General features: G+C 73.9%; 16 protein-coding genes and 1 pseudogene. 4 read left to right on the forward strand and 13 right to left on the reverse strand.

What is annotated here, in order from left to right:
* Positions 1-33: 33 nt before the first annotated feature.
* The 8 genes and pseudogenes from MKK68_RS21380 to MKK68_RS21415 form a co-directional block, all read right to left on the reverse strand.
* Positions 34-1,779, reverse strand: coding sequence for an HWE histidine kinase domain-containing protein (locus MKK68_RS21380; protein WP_244032879.1), 1,746 nt, complete (start codon positions 1,777-1,779; stop codon positions 34-36).
* A 316-nt stretch (positions 1,780-2,095) separates the two neighbouring features.
* Positions 2,096-2,821 carry a tRNA (guanine(46)-N(7))-methyltransferase TrmB gene (locus MKK68_RS21385; RefSeq protein ID WP_243938424.1) on the reverse strand — a complete coding sequence of 242 codons (726 nt, stop codon included), beginning with the start codon at positions 2,819-2,821 and terminating at the stop codon, positions 2,096-2,098.
* Positions 2,822-2,924: 103 nt separating this feature from the next.
* Positions 2,925-4,103, reverse strand: a complete 1,179-nt coding sequence (gene metK / locus MKK68_RS21390) for a methionine adenosyltransferase (protein WP_147844288.1) — start codon at positions 4,101-4,103, stop codon at positions 2,925-2,927.
* Positions 4,104-4,285: 182 nt separating this feature from the next.
* The gene (locus tag MKK68_RS21395; protein WP_147729573.1) at positions 4,286-4,690 is read right to left on the reverse strand and encodes a helix-turn-helix domain-containing protein; all 405 of its coding nucleotides are present in this window, start codon (positions 4,688-4,690) and stop codon (positions 4,286-4,288) included.
* Positions 4,691-4,935: 245 nt separating this feature from the next.
* Complete coding sequence (locus tag MKK68_RS21400) at positions 4,936-7,308, reverse strand: Tex family protein (RefSeq protein ID WP_244032880.1); 2,373 nt, start codon at positions 7,306-7,308, stop codon at positions 4,936-4,938.
* Between the two features lie 36 nt (positions 7,309-7,344).
* Entirely contained in the window at positions 7,345-7,557 is a 213-nt protein-coding gene (locus MKK68_RS29795; protein ID WP_244032917.1) for a hypothetical protein, read from the reverse strand.
* A 92-nt stretch (positions 7,558-7,649) separates the two neighbouring features.
* Positions 7,650-8,009: pseudogene (locus MKK68_RS29800) on the reverse strand (chemotaxis protein CheB); the annotation flags it as partial.
* A gap of 97 nt (positions 8,010-8,106) precedes the next feature.
* Positions 8,107-8,670, reverse strand: a complete 564-nt coding sequence (locus MKK68_RS21415; protein ID WP_244032881.1) for a TspO/MBR family protein — start codon at positions 8,668-8,670, stop codon at positions 8,107-8,109.
* Between the two features lie 191 nt (positions 8,671-8,861).
* Here MKK68_RS21415 and MKK68_RS21420 point away from each other — a divergent pair, with 191 nt between their 5' ends.
* The 3 genes from MKK68_RS21420 to MKK68_RS21430 all read left to right on the forward strand — a co-directional run bounded on the left by MKK68_RS21420 (position 8,862) and on the right by MKK68_RS21430 (position 11,336).
* Entirely contained in the window at positions 8,862-10,052 is a 1,191-nt protein-coding gene (locus MKK68_RS21420) for a trans-sulfuration enzyme family protein (RefSeq protein WP_244032882.1), read from the forward strand.
* 106 nt (positions 10,053-10,158) lie between these two features.
* A complete protein-coding gene (locus MKK68_RS21425; protein ID WP_147844330.1) occupies positions 10,159-10,653 on the forward strand; it encodes a hypothetical protein in 495 nt (164 codons plus the stop codon).
* Between the two features lie 8 nt (positions 10,654-10,661).
* Entirely contained in the window at positions 10,662-11,336 is a 675-nt protein-coding gene (locus tag MKK68_RS21430; RefSeq protein ID WP_147860267.1) for a haloacid dehalogenase type II, read from the forward strand.
* Positions 11,337-11,639: 303 nt separating this feature from the next.
* Here the strand turns inward: MKK68_RS21430 and MKK68_RS21435 are convergent, their stop codons facing one another.
* The 5 genes from MKK68_RS21435 to MKK68_RS21455 all read right to left on the reverse strand — a co-directional run bounded on the left by MKK68_RS21435 (position 11,640) and on the right by MKK68_RS21455 (position 16,725).
* Positions 11,640-13,397, reverse strand: a complete 1,758-nt coding sequence (locus tag MKK68_RS21435; RefSeq protein ID WP_244032883.1) for a carbamoyltransferase — start codon at positions 13,395-13,397, stop codon at positions 11,640-11,642.
* Positions 13,398-13,441: 44 nt separating this feature from the next.
* On the reverse strand, positions 13,442-13,645 hold the full coding sequence (locus MKK68_RS21440) for a hypothetical protein (protein ID WP_147844666.1): 204 nt from the start codon (positions 13,643-13,645) through the stop codon (positions 13,442-13,444).
* A 169-nt stretch (positions 13,646-13,814) separates the two neighbouring features.
* Positions 13,815-14,048 (reverse strand): hypothetical protein, encoded by a 234-nt coding sequence (locus tag MKK68_RS21445; protein ID WP_147730013.1) that lies wholly within the window; start codon positions 14,046-14,048, stop codon positions 13,815-13,817.
* A gap of 644 nt (positions 14,049-14,692) precedes the next feature.
* Positions 14,693-15,694 carry a helix-turn-helix domain-containing protein gene (locus tag MKK68_RS21450; protein ID WP_147860265.1) on the reverse strand — a complete coding sequence of 334 codons (1,002 nt, stop codon included), beginning with the start codon at positions 15,692-15,694 and terminating at the stop codon, positions 14,693-14,695.
* A 146-nt stretch (positions 15,695-15,840) separates the two neighbouring features.
* Entirely contained in the window at positions 15,841-16,725 is an 885-nt protein-coding gene (locus MKK68_RS21455; protein WP_147860264.1) for a TIGR01459 family HAD-type hydrolase, read from the reverse strand.
* 121 nt (positions 16,726-16,846) lie between these two features.
* Between MKK68_RS21455 and MKK68_RS21460 the strand changes: the two genes are divergently transcribed.
* Complete coding sequence (locus MKK68_RS21460) at positions 16,847-17,104, forward strand: UPF0175 family protein (RefSeq protein WP_244032884.1); 258 nt, start codon at positions 16,847-16,849, stop codon at positions 17,102-17,104.
* Positions 17,105-17,346 lie beyond the last annotated feature (242 nt).

Raw genomic sequence — 17,346 nt, forward strand, 5'->3', positions numbered from 1 at the left:
CCCGCAGAGGGGGGAGGGGCAAGTGCCCGTGCGTCAGCCCGGCGGGTCGAGGCTGGCGTTCCGCACCGGAAGCGGGGCCAGCATCGTGAGGGCGAAGCCGCCGGGGGCGTAGAGGGTCTCGACCTCGGCCTGCACCTGCGTCGTCAGCACCCGCTGCAGCAGGCGCGAGCCGAAGCCCTGGCGGCGGGGCGGCTCCACCGTCGGGCCGCCGCTCTCGCGCCAGGCGAAGCGCAGCATCCCGGCCGGGCCGCCCGGCAGGACCGCCCAGGCGACCGAGATCCGCCCGCGCCGGTTGGAGAGCGCGCCGTACTTGGCGGCGTTGGTGGTGAGCTCGTGGATCGCCATGCCGATCGGCACCGCGATCTCGGAGGGCAGCGCCGTGTCCGGCCCGTCGAGCACGATGCGGCCGTCGAGGGCCCCGTCCGCATCGGCGGCCTCGCCCTCGCCCGCCTGCGCCTCGGCGTAGGGGCGCAGCTCGCTCAGCAGCAGCGTGCGCAGGTCCGCCGTCTGCCAGGTCGCCTCGGTGAGCACCGAATGGGTGTGGGCGAGCGACTTGATGCGGCCGACGAAGGCTTCGTAGAAGCTCTCGATGCTGGACGCCGTCCGCGCGGTCGAGCCGACGATCGCCTGCACCGTCGCCAGGGTGTTCTTCACCCGGTGGTGCAGCTCGCGGATCAGCAGCGCCTGCCGCTCCTCGGCCAGGCGCTGGTCGGTGACGTCGGCGACGAGGCCGATCAGCCGCCGCGGCAGCCGGTTCGGGGCGTCGCGCTCGAAGCGGCCGGCGAGGTCGATGGTGCGCCACGCGCCGTCGCTGCGGCGGCGGATGCGGCCCGTGGTGTGCAGGATCGCGTCGTCGCGCAGCGCCTGCGAGATCGCCAGCCGCACCGCGGCGCGATCGTCCGGGTGCAGCGTATCGCGGAGGAACTCGGTCTTGCCGATGGTGCCGTCCTCGGGCGTGTGCCCGAAGATCTCGAACATCCGCTCGTTCTCCCAGATCGCGTGGTCCTCCAGCATGTGCCACTCGAAGATCCCGAGCCGGGCGACCGTGGTCGCGACCCGCAGGCGCTGGTCGCGGGCGGCGAGCCCGTCGCGGGCCTCGACCCGCGTGGTCACGTCCTGCACCACGCCGACCATGCCGGTGCGGCGCCCGTCTTCGGCGTGGACCGGGCGGCCGCGCACGTCGACGATGATCTCGCGCCCGTCCGCCTCCCGCGTCAGGCGGGTCTCGAAGCGGTAGGCGCCGTCGCGCGCCATCGCGTCCCGGACCACGGCCTGGATCCGGTCGGGCTCGCCCGCGGAGAGGCCGGCGCGCAGGATGTCCCAGGTCGCGGAGGAGCCGGGGGGATGGCCGAGGATCTGCGCGGCGCGGCGCGACAGCACGAGGCGGCCGGTGCTCCGCTCCCAGCGCCACTCGCCGAGGCCCGCCGCGGCGAGGTCCTGGCGGTTCTCCTCGGAGCGGGCCGCCTCGTCGGCATCCACCGCCTCGACGACGAGGACGGTCCCGCCGGCGCCGGAGCGGCGCACCCGCACCTCGACCGAGCCGCCGTCGGCATGGAGCCAGGGATGGATGCCGTCGGCGATCCGGCCGCCGCCGACGAGGTCGGCGGCCGGCCGCCCCGCGAGCGCGCCGGGGGGGTGGCCGAGCAGGGCGCAGAGCGCGGGGTTGGCGTCGCGCAGGCGCGCGCCGTCCTGCGACAGCACGGCCAGCCCGATGGCGGCCTCCTCGAAGGCCGCGCGCCGCGGGTCGTCCGCCGGGCCGTGATCGTCCCTGTCGGTCACACCGTCCCCTCGAACGCGCGGTCGCGCCGTCTCGAAAAGCGTCGCCCCGACGGAGGCACCGAGCGGGCGCCCGACAGGAGCGCGCCCAAGATGGGGCCGGGGCCGAAGCGGGGCAAGTCGCCCGGCGGCGCCTGCGGCTTCGACAACAGCTTAGTTGACCCCGTCGCCCCGGCCGATCCTCGAAGAAAGCCGCCGAACGCCGCCCGAGGCCGCCGCGAGGATCGTGCGGGTCGCCTGCGCCGGGCCACCGGCGCTTTCCTCCGGCACCCGGTGGCCGGCCCCGCGACCTCACGCATCGTCGCCTGCGGACGGGGCCTCAGCCCGGCGCGACGCGCGCGAACTCGAGGTAGGTCGGGCGGCGCCCGGCCGCGATCGCCTTCGCCTCGTAGCGGGTGCCGGGCCAGCCGGGATAGGGCTGCGTCCAGTCGGCGGCCGTGCGCGCCGTCCAGCGCAGGTGCGGGCAGCGGGCGGTGCGGACCAGGGTCCAGCCGACGTAGTCGTCGATGTCGCTGGCGAAGCGGAACAGGCCGCCGGGCCGCAGCACCCGGGCGATCTCGGCGAGCGACTCGTCCGAGACGAAGCGGCGCTTGCGCTGGCGCCGCTTCGGCCAGGGATCGGGGTAGAGCAGGTAGACCCGCGCGAGGCTGGCATCCGGCAGGGCGGCGAGCAGCGGCGACACGTCCTCGTCGCGGATGCGGACGTTGCGCAAGGCCCGCTCGTCGACGGCGCGCAGCAGCTTGGCGACGCCGTTGACGAAGGGCTCGGCGCCGATGATGCCGATCTCGGGATGGGCCGCCGCCTGCGCCGCCAGGTGCTCGCCGCCGCCGAAGCCGATCTCGAGCCAGACCTCCGACGGGCCTCGCGCGAGGCCGGGAAACAGCGTCGCCGGGTCGAGGGGGCGGCCGTCGGCGGGCGGGGCGACGCGCAGGCGCGGCAGCAAGTCCGACAGGCGCTGCTCCTGCAGCCCACGCAGGCGCTTGCCCTTGCGTCGGCCGAAGAAGGCCCGCTCGGAGGCGTCGGCCGGGGGGCTGGTGTCGGTCACGGGGAAACTCGTTGGGAGGCTCACGCCTCGATCGGCGACCGGATCGGGCGCAGGCCCCCTCTCCCGTTCGGGAGAGGGGGCCGCCGGCGCGGGGTCGAAACCCTTACGCCAGGGCCGATCTCAGCTTGTCGGCGAGGTCGGTGCGCTCCCAGGAGAAGCCGCCGTCGGCGTCCGGGGCGCGGCCGAAATGGCCGTAGGCCGAGGTGCGGGCGTAGATCGGCTTGTTGAGGCCGAGCGCCAGGCGGATGCCGCGGGGCGAGAGGTCGAGGGCGTCCATCAGCACGCCCTCCAGCTTGGCCTCGTCGACCTTGCCGGTGCCGTGCAGGTCGACGTAGATCGACAGCGGCTTGGCCACGCCGATGGCGTAGGCGAGCTGGATCGTGGCGCGCGAGGCGAGGCCGGCGGCGACGACGTTCTTGGCGAGGTAGCGCGCGGCATAGGCCGCCGAGCGGTCGACCTTGGTCGGGTCCTTGCCCGAGAAGGCGCCGCCGCCGTGGGGCGCCGCGCCGCCGTAGGTGTCGACGATGATCTTGCGGCCGGTGAGGCCGGCATCGCCGTCGGGGCCGCCGATGACGAACTTGCCGGTCGGGTTCACGTGCCAGACCGTGCCCTCGTTGATCCAGCCCTCGGGCAAGGCCGCGCGGATGTAGGGCTCGACGATGGCGCGCACGTCGGCCGAATCGAGCGACTCGTCCAGATGCTGGGTCGAGAGCACGATCTGCGTCGCCTCGACCGGGCGGCCGTTGGCGTAGCGCACCGTGACCTGGCTCTTGGCGTCGGGGCCGAGCTTGGCCGCGTCGCCCTGCTTGGCCTTACGGGCGTCGGCGAGGTCCTTGAGGATCTTGTGGGCGTAGAAGATCGGGGCCGGCATCAGCTCCGGGGTCTCGTCGGCGGCGTAGCCGAACATGATGCCCTGGTCGCCCGCGCCCTCGTCCTTGTTGCCGGCCGCGTCCACGCCCTGGGCGATGTCGGCCGACTGAGCGTGCAGGTAGATCTGCACGTCGTTGTTCTTCCAGTGGAACCCGGACTGCTCGTAGCCGATGTCCTTCACCGCCTCGCGGGACAGCGCCTCGAGATCCTTGAAGGTCACCGAATCGGGGCCGCGGACCTCGCCGGCGATCACGACGCGGTTGGTCGTGGTCAGCGTCTCGACGCCGAGGCGGGCTTCCGGCATCGCGGCGATGTAGGCATCGACCACGGTGTCGGAGATCCGGTCGCTCACCTTGTCGGGGTGGCCCTCGGAGACGGATTCGCTCGTGAACAGGAAGTCCGAACGCGGCATCGTAAGAGCACCCCGGTTGACGGGTGCGCCTTCCTGATCGCGGCGCTTGACCCGGTTGTAAGGGCCGGAGTTCTGGCACCGGCTTCCGGCAGGGTCAAGGTGGAATGCCGAACGGATCCGTTATAGCGTACGAAGCGGACGGCCGATCGGTCCGAAGGTGCTACCACAGGGACGCGGTGGCCTCAGCCGCTCAACTTGCGCTCGAGGGCCTGGACCGCGGCGGCGAGGTCGCGCCGCGTGTCGGCCGAGCAGTTCTCGGAGACGTGGCGGGCCACCATCTCGGCCACGCCCTGCCAGCCGGCGTCGAGCGGGCGCTGCGGCGTGTCGCCGAAACCCTCGACGGCGTGGTCCTCGTCCCGGGGCATCCCGTTGAAGAAGTGATCCAGCGGCACGCCGGTCATGCGCGAGAAGATGTCGAGATGGATCGCGCTGATGCGGTTGGTGCCCTTCTCGTACTTCTGCAGCTGCGCCGCGGACATGCCGAAGCTCTGGGCGACGCGGCGCTGGGTCAACGACGCCTTGCGCCGTTGTTCCGCGATGCGTTGCCCGACATAAACGTCCCGTTGATCCGTCTTCTGGCCTGCCATCACTCGTCTCGCGTGCGCGCCCCCAAGGACGCGGAATCGTCGACCATCCGCGCCCTCGCCCTGCGCAAGCTTAGCTGCCGGCGCACGGCTTGTCACCCTCATAACCCGTTGGCTCTCCAGCGGTATCCGCCTGCATGGATGCCGCCGCGATCGCACCGCCGGCCAAGCTCGGCCGTTCTCCGATCCGCTCTACGAGAATTCTGTTGCCGCGGCAACGGTTTCGCGGGGCCGGCGTCCCGCGGGCCTCAGGAACGTCCGCGTCCCTGCGCGGTCGCCGCCCGGCGCAACGCGTCGGCGAGGGCACCCCCCGATTCCGGCGCCGGCGCGGCGGCGGATCGCGGCGCGGGCCCGCGCGTCGGCGCCGCGCGCTCCTGGCGTGCCTGGTCTTGGCGTGCCTGGTCTTGGCGCCCCTGCTCGCGGCGCGCCGGCCGCTCGCCGTCCTCCGCGCGCATGCTCAGGGCGATGCGCTTGCGCGCCGGGTCGACCTCGACGACGCGGACCTGCACCACGTCGCCGGGCTTCACCACCTCGCGCGGGTCCTTCACGAAGCGGTCGGCGAGCACCGAGATGTGCACCAGCCCGTCCTGATGCACCCCGACGTCGACGAAGGCGCCGAACGCGGCCACGTTGGTGACGACGCCCTCGAGCCGCATGCCGGGCTTCAGGTCCGCGATCGTCTCGACGCCGTCCTGGAAGGTCGCGGTGCGGAAGGCCGGGCGCGGGTCGCGGCCGGGCTTCTCGAGCTCGGCGATGATGTCGCCGATCGTCGGCAGGCCGAAGGTGGCGTCGACGAATGCCCGCGGGTTCAGCGCCCTGAGCACGCCCCCATTGCCGATCAGGGCGCCGATCGGCTGGCCGGTGGCGGCCAGGATCTTCTTCACCACCGGATAGGCCTCCGGGTGCACGCCCGAGGCGTCGAGCGGATCGCTGCCGCCGCGAATCCGCAGGAAGCCGGCGGCGAGCTCGTAGGCCTTCGGCCCGAGGCCGGCGACCTTCCTCAGCGCGGCGCGCGAGCGGAACGGGCCGTTGGCGTCGCGGTGCACGACGATGTTGGCCGCCACCCGCTCGCTCAGCCCCGAGACGCGGGCGAGCAGCGGCGCGGAGGCCACGTTGACGTCGACGCCGACGCCGTTGACGCAATCCTCCACCACCGCGTCGAGCGAGCGCGACAGCTTCCCCTCGGCAAGGTCGTGCTGGTACTGCCCGACGCCGATCGCCCGCGGCTCGATCTTCACCAGCTCGGCCAGCGGGTCCTGCAGCCGCCGCGCGATCGAGACCGCGCCGCGCAGGGTCACGTCGAGGCCCGGCAGCTCGGCCGAGGCGTAGGCCGAGGCCGAGTAGACCGAGGCGCCGGCCTCCGAGACCATCACCTTGGTCAGCGTCAGCTCCGGGTGCTTGCCCAGCAGCTCGGCGGCCAGCCTGTCGGTCTCGCGCGAGGCGGTGCCGTTGCCGATGGCGATCAGCTCGACCCGATGCGCGCGGCACAGCTTGGCCAGCGTCGCCAGGGCGCCGTTCCAGTCGCGCCGCGGCTCGTGCGGGAAGATCGCGTCGGTGGCCACGACCTTGCCGGTGGCGTCGACCACCGCGACCTTCACGCCGCTGCGGAAGCCCGGATCGAGCCCGAGCGTCGGCCGCGCGCCGGCGGGCGCGGCCAGCAGCAGGTCGCGCAGGTTGCCGGCGAAGACCGAGATCGCGCCGGCCTCCGCCACCGCCCAGAGCCGGGCCCGCAGGTCCGTGTCGATCGCCGGCTTCAGCTTGGTCCGCCAGGTCTTGCGCACCGTCTCGGCGAGGAACCGGTCGCCCGGCCGTCCGCGCTCGGCGATCCCGAAGGCCTCGGCGATGCCGAAGGTCTGGGCGATCCGCGCCTCCTGCCAGCCCGGCCGGCCGGGCGGCGGCGTCTCGGCGTCGGTGAGGTCGAGGTCGAGCACCTCCTCCTTCCCGCCGCGGAACAGCGCCAGGATCCGGTGGGAGGGCAGGCGGGCGAGCGGCTCCTCGAACGAAAAGTAGTCGGCAAACTTCTGTCCGGCCTCGGCCTTGCCCTTGCGCACCGAGGCGCGCATCCGCCCGCGCCGCCAGGTCTCCTCGCGCAGGCCGCCGACCAGCTCGGCATCCTCGCCGAAGCGCTCGATCAGGATCGCGCGGGCGCCCTCCAGGGTCGCCTCGACGTCGGGGAAGCCGTCCTTGCCCAAGAAGCTCTTCGCCGCCTGCTCGGGGGCCTGGTCCGGCCGCGCCAGCAGCGCCTCGGCGAGCGGCCCGAGCCCGGCCTCGCGGGCGATCTGCGCCTTGGTGCGGCGCTTGACCTTGAACGGCGCGTAGAGGTCCTCGAGCCGTGCCTTGGTCTCGGCCGCCGCGATCTTCCGGGCGAGGTCCGCATCGAGCTTGCCGAGGGCCCGGATCGCATCCTGCACGGCGGCGCGGCGCTCCTCGAGGTCGCGCAGGTAGCCGAGGCGCTCCTCCAGGGTGCGCAGCTGCGCGTCGTCCAGCGCCCCGGTCGCCTCCTTGCGGTAGCGGGCGACGAACGGCACCGTCGCGCCGCCGTCGAGGAGGTCGACCGCCGCCCTCACCTGCGCCTCGGCGACGCCGAGCTCGGTGGCGATGCGCTGCGTGATGCCGATCATCCGGTCGCGTCCTGCAGATGGCGTGGGGCGCGGTGTCTAACCCGGATGGGGGAGGGGGGCCAGAGCGGGCGCGGCCGGCGCGCGGGCCGGCTCCGCCTGCGGCGCCGCCTCCACCGCGATCCCCGGAGGATCGTCCGCCGCGATCGCCGCGGCGATCGTCCTCGGGCTGCCGATCGTGGCGATCGGGCCGTCGTGGGCGATCGCGCTCTCGGGCATGCCGTGGCGGGGCGGCGGCTCGGGCGTGAGCACCCTGGTGAGCCCGCCGGTGCGATGGATCGCGGCGAGCCCCGGGCGCCGCCGTCGAGGGAGCCGGACAGCACCACGCCGATCATCCGCCCGCGGCCGTGCCGGGCCACGGAATGGAAGAGCAGGTCGACCGTGCGGTTGCCGTGCAGCCGCATCGGGTCGGCGACGATCTCGCCGAAGCTGCGGTCGGCCAGGATCGGGTGCCGGGCCGGCTCGCCGATGTCGATGCGGCCCGGCTCGAAGCGTTCGCCCGCGTCCGCAAGCAGGACCGGGTGCGGGCAGGCCTGCGCCAGGATCGCGCGGAGGTGGCTCGGCCGGTCCCAGGGGCGGAGCAGCACGAGGAGGACGGCCCGGAGCGGCGCCGGGAGGGCGACGAGGAGCGCCCGGATGTCGCGAAGGCCCTCGGCCCCGGAGGCGCCGACGCCGACGAACCGGGGCCGGTCACCGGCGGGCATGGGTGCACGGCAGCATCGGGCCGGGCCGGGGCGCCACGCCGGACGGCGAGGATTTTTTGGCCCCACGGTCCGGGGCGTGGGGTGCCGGCGCGCCGCGTCAGTTCAGCCGCCAGATCGCCGCGTTGAGCAGGGACGCGAAGGCGACCCAGGCGGCGTAGGGCACCAGAAGCCACGCCGCGATCCGGTCGATCCGCCAGCTCAGGCGGATCGTCCACAGGATCATCACGAGGAGGGCCACCACCACCACCAGGCCGGCACCCAGCGCGTGGCGGGCGAAGAACGTCGGCGTCCAGGCGGCGTTGAGCGCGAGCTGCACGCCGAAGGCGGCGATCGCCAGCCACCAGCCCCGGCGCGACGGGCCGGTGGCCGGGCGGGCGCCGAGCAGGCGCCAAGCTGAGACGACCATCAGCACGTCGAGGATCGTCCAGGCGATCGGGAAGGCCGCGTTCGGCGGGTTGAAGGCGGGCTTGGCGAGGCCGGCGTACCACCCGTCGATCTCGGGGGCCGTCGACAGCCCGCCGATGAGCGAGGTCGCCCCCACCGGCAGGATCGCGGCGGGCAGGCGCAGCCACCAGGGAAGGGCCGGGCGGATCGGAACCCGCGTCGGCGAGGCTTGCGTGGACGAGGCTTGCGTGGACGCGGCGCGGCTGGCGGTCTGCATGGACGAAACCCGACGGGGACCTCGGAGGCGGCCCCGGCCCGGATCGTGGCAGCCGCGGCGTTCGGAGGCTATAGGAAACCCGCGCGTCTTCCTCCCCTCGTGCGGGGAAGGGACGATGAAGGGAAGGGACGCGGCGCGAGCCGCATCCGGACCGTCGAACGATCTCCCGCCACGCAACATCGGACGCGGCCATGACCTCACGCAACCCGACGGACGACGCCGACCCTCGCGCCGCCGGATGGTCGAAGCGGACGCTCGCCGCCCAGGCGATGGGGCATGTCGAGCCGGTGACCCGCGCGGTGGTGGCGCCGCTGCACGTCTCCACCACCTTCATCCGCGACCCCGACAACGGCTATTCCTCCGGCTTCTCCTACGCGCGGCCCGACAACGCGACGGTGCGGGAGGCGGAAGCCGTGCTGGCGATGCTGGAGGAGGCGCCGGCCGCGATGCTGTTCGGCTCCGGCATGGCGGCGGCGACGGCGGTGTTCGGCGCGCTGGAGCCCGGCGACCACGTGGTCGCGCCGGCGGTGATGTACTGGGCCCTCAAGCGCTGGCTGCGCGAGGAGGCGCCGCGGCGCCGGCTCGACCTCGATTTCGTGGCGATGGACGACCTCGACGCCCTGCGCGCCGCGATGCGGCCGGGCCGGACCAAGCTCGTCTGGATCGAGACGCCCGGCAACCCGCTCTGGACGGTCACCGACATCGCCGCCGCGGCCGAGATCGCCCATGCGGCCGGGGCGCGGCTGGCGGTCGACTCCACCGTCGCCTCGCCGTTCCACACCCGGCCGCTGCGGCTCGGCGCCGACCTCGTCATGCATTCCGGCACCAAGATCCTGAACGGCCATTCCGACGTGATCGCCGGCGTGCTCGCCACCGCCGCCCGCGACGCCGCCTGGACCCGGATCGGCGCGATCCGCGCGAGCGGCGGCGCGATCCTCGGGCCGTTCGAGGCCTACCTCTTGATGCGGAGCCTGCGCACCTTCCCCCTGCGCGCCGCCGCGCAATCGGCCGGCGCCCTCGACCTCGCGGGCCGCCTCGCCCGGCACGCCCACGTCGCCCGGGTGCTCTATCCGGGGCTCCCCGAGGATCCGGGCCACGCGGTCGCCGCGCGGCAGATGGACCAGGGGTTCGGGGCGATGCTGTCGATCCGGGTGGCCGGGGGCGAGGCCGCGGCGATCGCCACCGCCGCGTGCGTGCGCCTGTGGAAGCGCGCGACCTCGCTCGGCGGCGTCGAGAGCCTGATCGAGCACCGCGCCTCGGTCGAGGGACCGGGCACGCCGTGCCCGCCCGACCTGCTGCGCCTCTCGACCGGGCTCGAGGACCCCGACGACCTGTTCGCCGACCTCGACGCGGCGCTCCGGGCCGCCCACGCGGGCCCCTGAGCGCGGCGGGCTCGGATTCCTGTCCCGCGGGCGGGACCCTCCGGCGTGCCGCGCGTTGTGCCTCACAGCTTCCGAGCATCCCACGCCGAGAGACGACGAGCGGACCATGACGACACGCATCCTTGCCGGCGCCGCGCTCACCGGGGCCCTGGCGCTCGCCCTCCTCGCCGCACCGGCGGCCTCCACCGCCGCGCGGGCCGACACGGTCCCGAACCTCGACATCAAGAAGACCTGCCAGTCGGCGAGCCGGGCCAACGTCAGCGTCAGCGACAACGCCAACATCGAGGGCTGCCTGCGCTCCGAGCGGGACGCGAAGAAGGAGGCCGAGCGCCGCTGGGGCGACTACACGCCCTCGGCCAAGCGCCAGTGCGAGGACCAGTACAAGGCCGGCGGCTACCCGTCCTACGTCGAGATGGTGACCTGCCTCGAGCTCGCCAGCGGCACGGTGCCGACCCAGCCGAATTCCGGCGGCACCGCCACCGGCGGTCCCGGCGCGCCGGGCGGCAAGGCGGCCCCGCAGGAAGCGGGAAGCCAGAACCTCACGCGCGAGCCGGCCGCGAGCCAGCGCACCAACCCGATCGAGGTGCTCGAGAAGAAGTAGCGCCCGCGATGTCGGAAAGACCGCTTCTCGCCGGCCGCCGCGCCGTGGTGTTCGACGCCTACGGCACCCTGTTCGACGTGCATTCGGCGGTGCAGCGCCATGCCGACGCCGTCGGGCCGGCGGCGGCGCGGCTGTCGGAGCTGTGGCGGGTGAAGCAGCTCGAATACAGCTGGACCCTGTCGCTGATCGGCCGCACCGCCCCGTTCTGGCAGCTCACCGAGCGGGCCCTGGACTTCGCCCTGGCGAGCCACCCGGACGTCGACGCGGGCCTGCGCGACCGGCTGCTCGACGCCTATCGCGACCTCGACGCCTACGGGGAGGTGCCGGGCGTGCTGGAGCGCCTGCGCGCGCGCGGCCTGTCCACCGCCATCCTCTCCAACGGCGACGACGCCATGCTCGGCCGCTCGGTCGCCTCGGCCGGCCTCGCGTCCCGCCTCGACGCGGTGCTCTCGGCCGACGCGGCCGGCGTCTTCAAGACCCATCCGCGCGCCTACGCCGTGGCGCTCGACGCCCTCGGCGTGCCCGCCGAGGCGGTGCTGTTCTGCTCCTCGAACCGCTGGGACATCGCCGGCGCCACCGCCTTCGGCTTCGCCTGCGCCTGGATCAACCGCACGGGGAAGCCGGACGAGTACGCCGACCTCGCGCCGGTGGCGGTGCTGTCGGATCTCGCGGGCTTGTTCTGAGGCGGGGCGTCGGCTCCCCCATCTCACCTGGATCGCATGGGGTGCGGGTTCCCCTCTCCCCGCACGCGGGGAGAGGCCCGGCCGCACCTCGTCGTGCAGCCGGGAAGCGTAGGCGAAGCCGAAGCGGCGGTGAGGGGAAGGCACCGGACGAGGCTCCGCCGTCGAAGCCCCCTCACCGTCGGCTGCCGCCTCGCCGCGCCGACGACAGGGTCGTCGCGGCCCTCTCCCCGCGTGCGGGGCGAGGGGATGCGCGCGGGGCGCACCGCCATGGTCCTGTAAGGCTCCCGCGCGCCTCCCGACCCCTCACTTCACCACGATCCAGTCCTCCACCACCAGGGCGTCGAGGCCGGTGGTGGTGAACATCAGGATCGCGTCCTCCGCCGTGTGGAGGATCGGCTTGCCCATCACGTTGAAGCTGGTGTTGAGCAGGATCGGCACGCCGGTGATCTCGGCGAAGGCGGCGATCAGCGCGGCGTAGGCCGGGTTGCGCGCCGGCGTCACGCTCTGGAGCCGGCCGGTGCCGTCGGCGTGCACCACCGCCGGGACCTGGTCGCGCTTAGATTCGCGCCAGACCAGGGTGCGCTCCATGTACGGGCTGTCGGCGTAGGCCTCGAACCAGTCGGGGCCGGCCTCGGCCAGGATCGAGGGGGCGAAGGGCCGGAAGGCCTCGCGGTACTTCACCTTGGCGTTGAGCGCGTCCTTCGCGCCCGCCGGCCGCGGGTCGGCGAGGATCGAGCGGTTGCCGAGCGAGCGCGGGCCGAACTCGGCCCGGCCCTGGACCCAGCCGACGAGGCCGCCGGCCGCGAGGATCCGCGCCGCCTCCCGGGTCGCCGCCGCATGGCCGACCTTGCGCGCGCGCGGCTCCCACTCGGCCAGCCGCTCCATCGGCGCGGTCGAGACGCGCGAGCCGAGATAGGGGGTGAGCGGGCGCGCCTCCGGCGCCGGCCCGGTCCAGCCCGGGTTGTCGGCGGCGTAGGCGAGCCAGGCCGCGCCGACGGCGTTGCCGTCGTCGCCCGGCGCGGACGGCACGTGCAGGCGGGAAAAGCTCGAGCGCTCGAGCACCCGCCCGTTGTAGGAGGAGTTGAGGCCGCAGCCGCCGGCGATCACCAGGTTCTCGTGCGGGCTGAGCGCCCAGGCCTCGGCGACGAGGATGTCCATCAACTCCGAAAACACCTCCTGGCCGCTCCTGGCGAGATCGGCCCAGCCGGCCTCGCCGAGATCGGCCGGGCGGCGGCTCAGGATCGTCGCGACCACGTCGCGCACGGTGGCGTCGTCGGTGAACTTCAGGCGGCCGCCCTCCGCCGTGTACAGGCGGCGCAGCTGCGCGACGAGCGCGGGATCGGAGCGGCCGTAGGGCGCGAGCCCCATGATCTTCCATTCCTCGCCCTTGAGCTGGTCGAAGCCGGCGAGGTCCGTGACGAGCCCGTAGAGGAAGCCGACCGAGCCGCGGCCGCGGTGGCGCCGCACCTCGGCGATGCGGCCCGCCTCCATCCGGTAGAGCGCGACCGCGCCGGTCTCGCCCATGCCGTCGACGATCACCGCGGTCGCGTCCGAGAACGGGCTGCCCCACAGGGCGTAGGCGGCGTGGGTGAGGTGGTGGGGGAAGCGGTCCTGCCGCACGATCCGCGCGCGCGCCGCGCCGCCGCGGCCCCGCGTCTCCTGGTCGAGGGCCAGCAGCGTGCCGTAGCCGGCGCGCGCCTGGGCGATCGCCATCTCGGCCACGAAGATGCGCTCGGCGCGCTCGGGCACGAACGAGCGGTTGAGCACCGGCGCGTGCCGGCCCAGGGCCTCGAGGGTGAAGGCGCCGGTGCGCCCCTGCCCCTCGAGGAACTCGGTGAATTGCTGGCCCCAGGTCGAGGCGACGACGAGCTCGGAGCCTTCCGGCACGAGCTCGGCGAGCAGCCCGACCATGCGGGTGGCCGGGTCCGGCTCGCAGTTCGGGGCGCGCTTGTATTGCAGGAAGCGCTCGGCGCCCTCGGCGAACAGGACCGTGCCGTCGGGCCCGATCAGCGCGAGCGCCGGGTCGTGGAAGGTGGTGGCGAGGCCGAGATAATACCGCATCGCGGATCGGGTTAGCGCCGCGGCGCCGACCCGGCAACCTCCCGTCAGGCGCGCTGCGCCCGCTCCAGCCGGCGGGCGAGGCGGGTCGCGCCGTAGACCTCGCCGAGGCGCCGGCGGGCGGCGTGGACGGGAGGCGCCTCGCGCTCGGCATGGGCGGCGGCGATCACCCGCAGCGTCGCGGCGACGGAGCGCTCCAGGCGCTGCTCGTCGTGGGCCTTCACGGCGCGGGCCGGCACGGATTCGGTCATCGGGATGCCCCCTCGTGGTCCCGCCCTCGTCCGGACGGCGACCGTCGGCGACAGCATCCGGGGCGGGCTGGGCCGCAAGATGGCAGCTTGGCCGTAACCTGGCCGCTTGGCCCCGAGTCGGCCGCTCGATCATAAGGTGGCGGCTTGGCCACGGGAGCCGCCGCCGGCCTCAGGGCGCGGCGGAGGCCTCCTGCGCCCGCACGACCTCGCGGGCGGTGTCGAGCACGATCCGGCGGTCCGCGTCGCTGCGGATCGCGTCCCACAGCGTCAGCAGCTCCCGGGTTTCCTGGGCCGGGCAGCCGCCCTCCCGGGTGCTCACCAGCTCCTCGACGGTGCAGCCCAGGGCCGTGGCGATGCGCTTCAGCGTCTGAGCGGTGCGCTCCGACGGCAGGAGTTCTGTCATGCGTCGATCTCGATGGGGCATCGGCATCACGCGGCCCGGCGTGCGCGGGACGGCGCGGAAGGCCGGCATGCGGCAGGCCGGGTCGGGCGCCGGCCCGCGCCCGGGCGACCCGGCCGGTGCGCGGGTTGCATCGTGCGCCGGCCGCGGGGGGCCATGGCGGCGCCTGCGGTCGAACCGGGCGTCGTCACGGCCGCATCGCGATCCGCCGGCGGACGAGCCGGGATCGTCTTGCGGGTGCAGGCATCGTTGTTCGCAAGATCCAGCATGCGGGTTCCCGTGCGACGCGCTCGAGGGGCGTAGGATAATCGATCTATGAGTTACAGTCTATTTTGAATAAATACCTTACAAAGACCGTTCGCTATATATTCGGCAGCTCCGATCCGGCGACGATGCAGGATTTGGACCTGCCCTCGAGACCGCCGATCGATGAGAGACCGGATATCGAATCCAAAATGGGATCGAAGTTGCACTCACATACGTTGGTATCCGATTTTAAACTATAAGTGTCAAATTCGCGCGATATTTATACTGTCTTGCGCTATATTGATAGCCAGCCCCGATAGGGCCCCGGCGCTCGGCCGGCAGGCCTCCGCATCCGGGCCCGCGGCCGAAGCGCCGCGGGCCCCTCACCGCCCGGGGCGCATTCAGCGCGGCCGGCCGGCGTCGCGCCGCGTCTCGGACGGCGCGCAGCCGTACAGCCGCCGGTAGCGCTGCCCGAAATCGCTCATGTGGACGAACCCCCACCGCGCCGCGACCTCGGCGATCGAGAGCGTCGCGCCGCCGCGCGCGGTCAGGTCGTGGTGGACCTTCCGCAGGCGGCGATCGATGATGAACTGCACCGGCGTCTGCCCGATCGCCTGCCGGAACCTGTCCTGCAGCGAGCGGACGCTGATCCCGGCCGCGGCCGCGATGTCGGCCAGCGTCAGCGGGTCGGACAGGTGCGCCTCGATGTAGTCGAGGGCGGCGCGGATGCGCCGGAGCGGCACGTCCTGGCTCTCCTGCGGCGCCGGCATGTCCCGCTTCGGCCAGACCGAGAGCAGCTGGTAGCTCAGGATCTCCTGGATCAACGGGACGATCAGGTTCCCGCGCCGGCTCGGTCCGTGGCTGTGCGCATGGATCTGCCTCAGGGTGCAGAACAGCATCTGCATGCCGGGGGTCGTCATCGCGGCGATCGGCGCGAGCGGCGCGAAGCCGCGGTCGCCGCCGCCCGTCAGCGCCGCGTTGGCGGCCGTCAGGGCCGCGACCGGGATCGTCCCGCCGATGGCGCCGAACCCGCTCGAGGCCTGGACCTCGCGCAGGTCCTCGAAGCCGACCAGCGTGGCGTGGGAGGGCAGGCCGATGGCCTCGCCGGCCCGGTAGCGGTAGGCGATGCTGCCGCTCGTGACGAAGCGGATGGTGACGAGGTCGGCGTCGAATTTCGGCTTGGTGACGAATCCGCTCGCCGAGGCGGTCTCCCACAGGCTGAAGGTCTCGCTCTGGCTGCCGGCGATGCGGATGTCGGGCGCCGCCGAGCGCAGGATGTCGAAGTTGACGGCGATGCCACCGCGATCGTTGAACAGCTGGAGCTGCCGCAGCGAGCCGATGCGCGCGACGATGCGGTCCTGGGAGCGCCAGGCCGCCGGATCGCGCTGGGCGAGACCGCTCATCCGAGGGGCCTGACCGATCGGGGCGGCGTGGAAGCGGGGCGGCGCATCGTCGGGCAACTCGAAGTGGGGATCGGCTGTGCCGCCGGGGCGATCGACCGCCCCGAAACCGCGCACCGCCGTGCGCGGGCCGTGCCGCGGCCGGCGGGCTACCAGACGAGCCGCTCGATCACCGCGTCGGGCTGCACCGGCTGGCGCGCGAGCCAGGCGGCGACGTCGCCGAGGGTGTGGTGGGCGGCCGAGACGCCGAGCTCCTCGGCGTGGATGCCGCGGGCGACGAGCAGGCTGGCGATGCCGAACCCGCGCGCGCCGGCGATGTCGGTGCGGATCGCGTCGCCCACCGCCAGGACGCGGGCGGGATCGGGCGCGGCGCCCGCGTCGAGGCCGGCGGCGAGCGCGAGCGCGGCCTCGTAGACCGGCCGGTGCGGCTTGCCGGCATAGGTCACCGCGCCGCCGATCGCGGTATAGGCCTCGGCCAGCAGGCCGGCGCAGGGGATGAGCAGGCCGTCGCGCTCGACCACGAGGTCGGGGTTGGCGCAGATCATCGGCACGTCGCGGGCCCTCAGCGCGGCCAGCGTCGCCCGGTAATCCTCGGCCGTCTCGGTGGCGTCGTCGAACAGGCCGGTGTTGACCACGAGATCGCAGGCGTCGGCCGGCACCAGCGTGAGGTCGAGCCCCTCGAAGATCGGGCCGTCGCGCTCCGGGCCGAGATGGTGGATCCGCGCGCCCGGCCGCCGGGCGATCAGCTCGCGGGTGAGGTCGCCCGAGGTCAGGATCGCGTCGTAGGCGGCGCGCGGCACGCCGTAGCCGTCGAGGATGCGCTGCACGCCGGCCCAGGGGCGGGGCGCGTTCGAGACCAGCACCACCCGGCGCGGGCGCGGGCCGGGCCGCTCGCGGAAGGCGATCAGCGCCGCGCCGGCGGCGGTGTGGGCGCGGGTGCCGTCGTGCAGCACGCCCCAGACGTCGCACAGGATCAGGTCGTAGGCATCCGCGATGCCGGACAGGCCGGGCAGCGTCGGGATCGGATCGGGCATCGGCGGTCTCGGGCGGATCTGTCGGGGAAGGCGCCGGCCGGGTTAGGCGCGCCGGCCGGGGTTGGCAATCGCGCGGGGCTTTGCGGGATCGGGCGACCCGGCGTAGCCTCGCGGCGGGAACGTGACGGTCCCGATTCCCGACGACCTCGCCCGCCGCCTCACCGCGGATGGCGGCGACCTCGCGCGCCGCGCGCTGGAGGCCTTCGCGGTCGAGGAGTTTCGCGCCGGGCGGCTGACGCCCCCCGAGTTGCGCACGCTGCTCGGGTTCGGCACCCGTGCGGCGCTCGACGCCTTCCTCAAGGCCCGCAACGTCTTCGTCGACTACGACCTCACCGACCTGGACGACGACCGCCGCGATCTCGACCGCCTCGGCCTGTGATCCGTTGCGTGCCGTCGCCGATGCCGGGCCGATCCATCATCTCGTGCTGATCGACCGGATCGCGGTGCTGCCGACGCTGCTGGCCGGGGTCGCGATCCCCGATACGGTATGCCGGGAGTTGCGCCATCCCGAAGCTCCCGCGGCCGTGCGACGCTGGATGTCGGCGCCGCCGGCCTGGCTCGCGGTCGAGCCCGATCCGGTCGGGTCGGACCCGTCGCTCGGGCCACTGGATGCCGGGGAAC

Source organism: Methylobacterium sp. E-016, assembly GCF_022829745.1.
GTDB lineage: Bacteria > Pseudomonadota > Alphaproteobacteria > Rhizobiales > Beijerinckiaceae > Methylobacterium.

What these genes read in the sequence shown, in the direction of transcription:
- metK (WP_147844288.1), bottom strand. Translation starts at nt 4,103, where the DNA reads ATGCCGCGTTCGGACTTCCTGTTCACGAGCGAATCCGTCTCCGAGGGC.
- MKK68_RS21395 (WP_147729573.1), bottom strand. Translation starts at nt 4,690, where the DNA reads ATGGCAGGCCAGAAGACGGATCAACGGGACGTTTATGTCGGGCAACGC.
- MKK68_RS21400 (WP_244032880.1), bottom strand. Translation starts at nt 7,308, where the DNA reads ATGATCGGCATCACGCAGCGCATCGCCACCGAGCTCGGCGTCGCCGAG.
- MKK68_RS21415 (WP_244032881.1), bottom strand. Translation starts at nt 8,670, where the DNA reads ATGCAGACCGCCAGCCGCGCCGCGTCCACGCAAGCCTCGTCCACGCAA.
- MKK68_RS21420 (WP_244032882.1), top strand. Translation starts at nt 8,862, where the DNA reads ATGACCTCACGCAACCCGACGGACGACGCCGACCCTCGCGCCGCCGGA.
- MKK68_RS21425 (WP_147844330.1), top strand. Translation starts at nt 10,159, where the DNA reads ATGACGACACGCATCCTTGCCGGCGCCGCGCTCACCGGGGCCCTGGCG.
- MKK68_RS21430 (WP_147860267.1), top strand. Translation starts at nt 10,662, where the DNA reads ATGTCGGAAAGACCGCTTCTCGCCGGCCGCCGCGCCGTGGTGTTCGAC.
- MKK68_RS21435 (WP_244032883.1), bottom strand. Translation starts at nt 13,397, where the DNA reads ATGCGGTATTATCTCGGCCTCGCCACCACCTTCCACGACCCGGCGCTC.
- MKK68_RS21440 (WP_147844666.1), bottom strand. Translation starts at nt 13,645, where the DNA reads ATGACCGAATCCGTGCCGGCCCGCGCCGTGAAGGCCCACGACGAGCAG.
- MKK68_RS21445 (WP_147730013.1), bottom strand. Translation starts at nt 14,048, where the DNA reads ATGACAGAACTCCTGCCGTCGGAGCGCACCGCTCAGACGCTGAAGCGC.
- MKK68_RS21450 (WP_147860265.1), bottom strand. Translation starts at nt 15,694, where the DNA reads ATGAGCGGTCTCGCCCAGCGCGATCCGGCGGCCTGGCGCTCCCAGGAC.
- MKK68_RS21455 (WP_147860264.1), bottom strand. Translation starts at nt 16,725, where the DNA reads ATGCCCGATCCGATCCCGACGCTGCCCGGCCTGTCCGGCATCGCGGAT.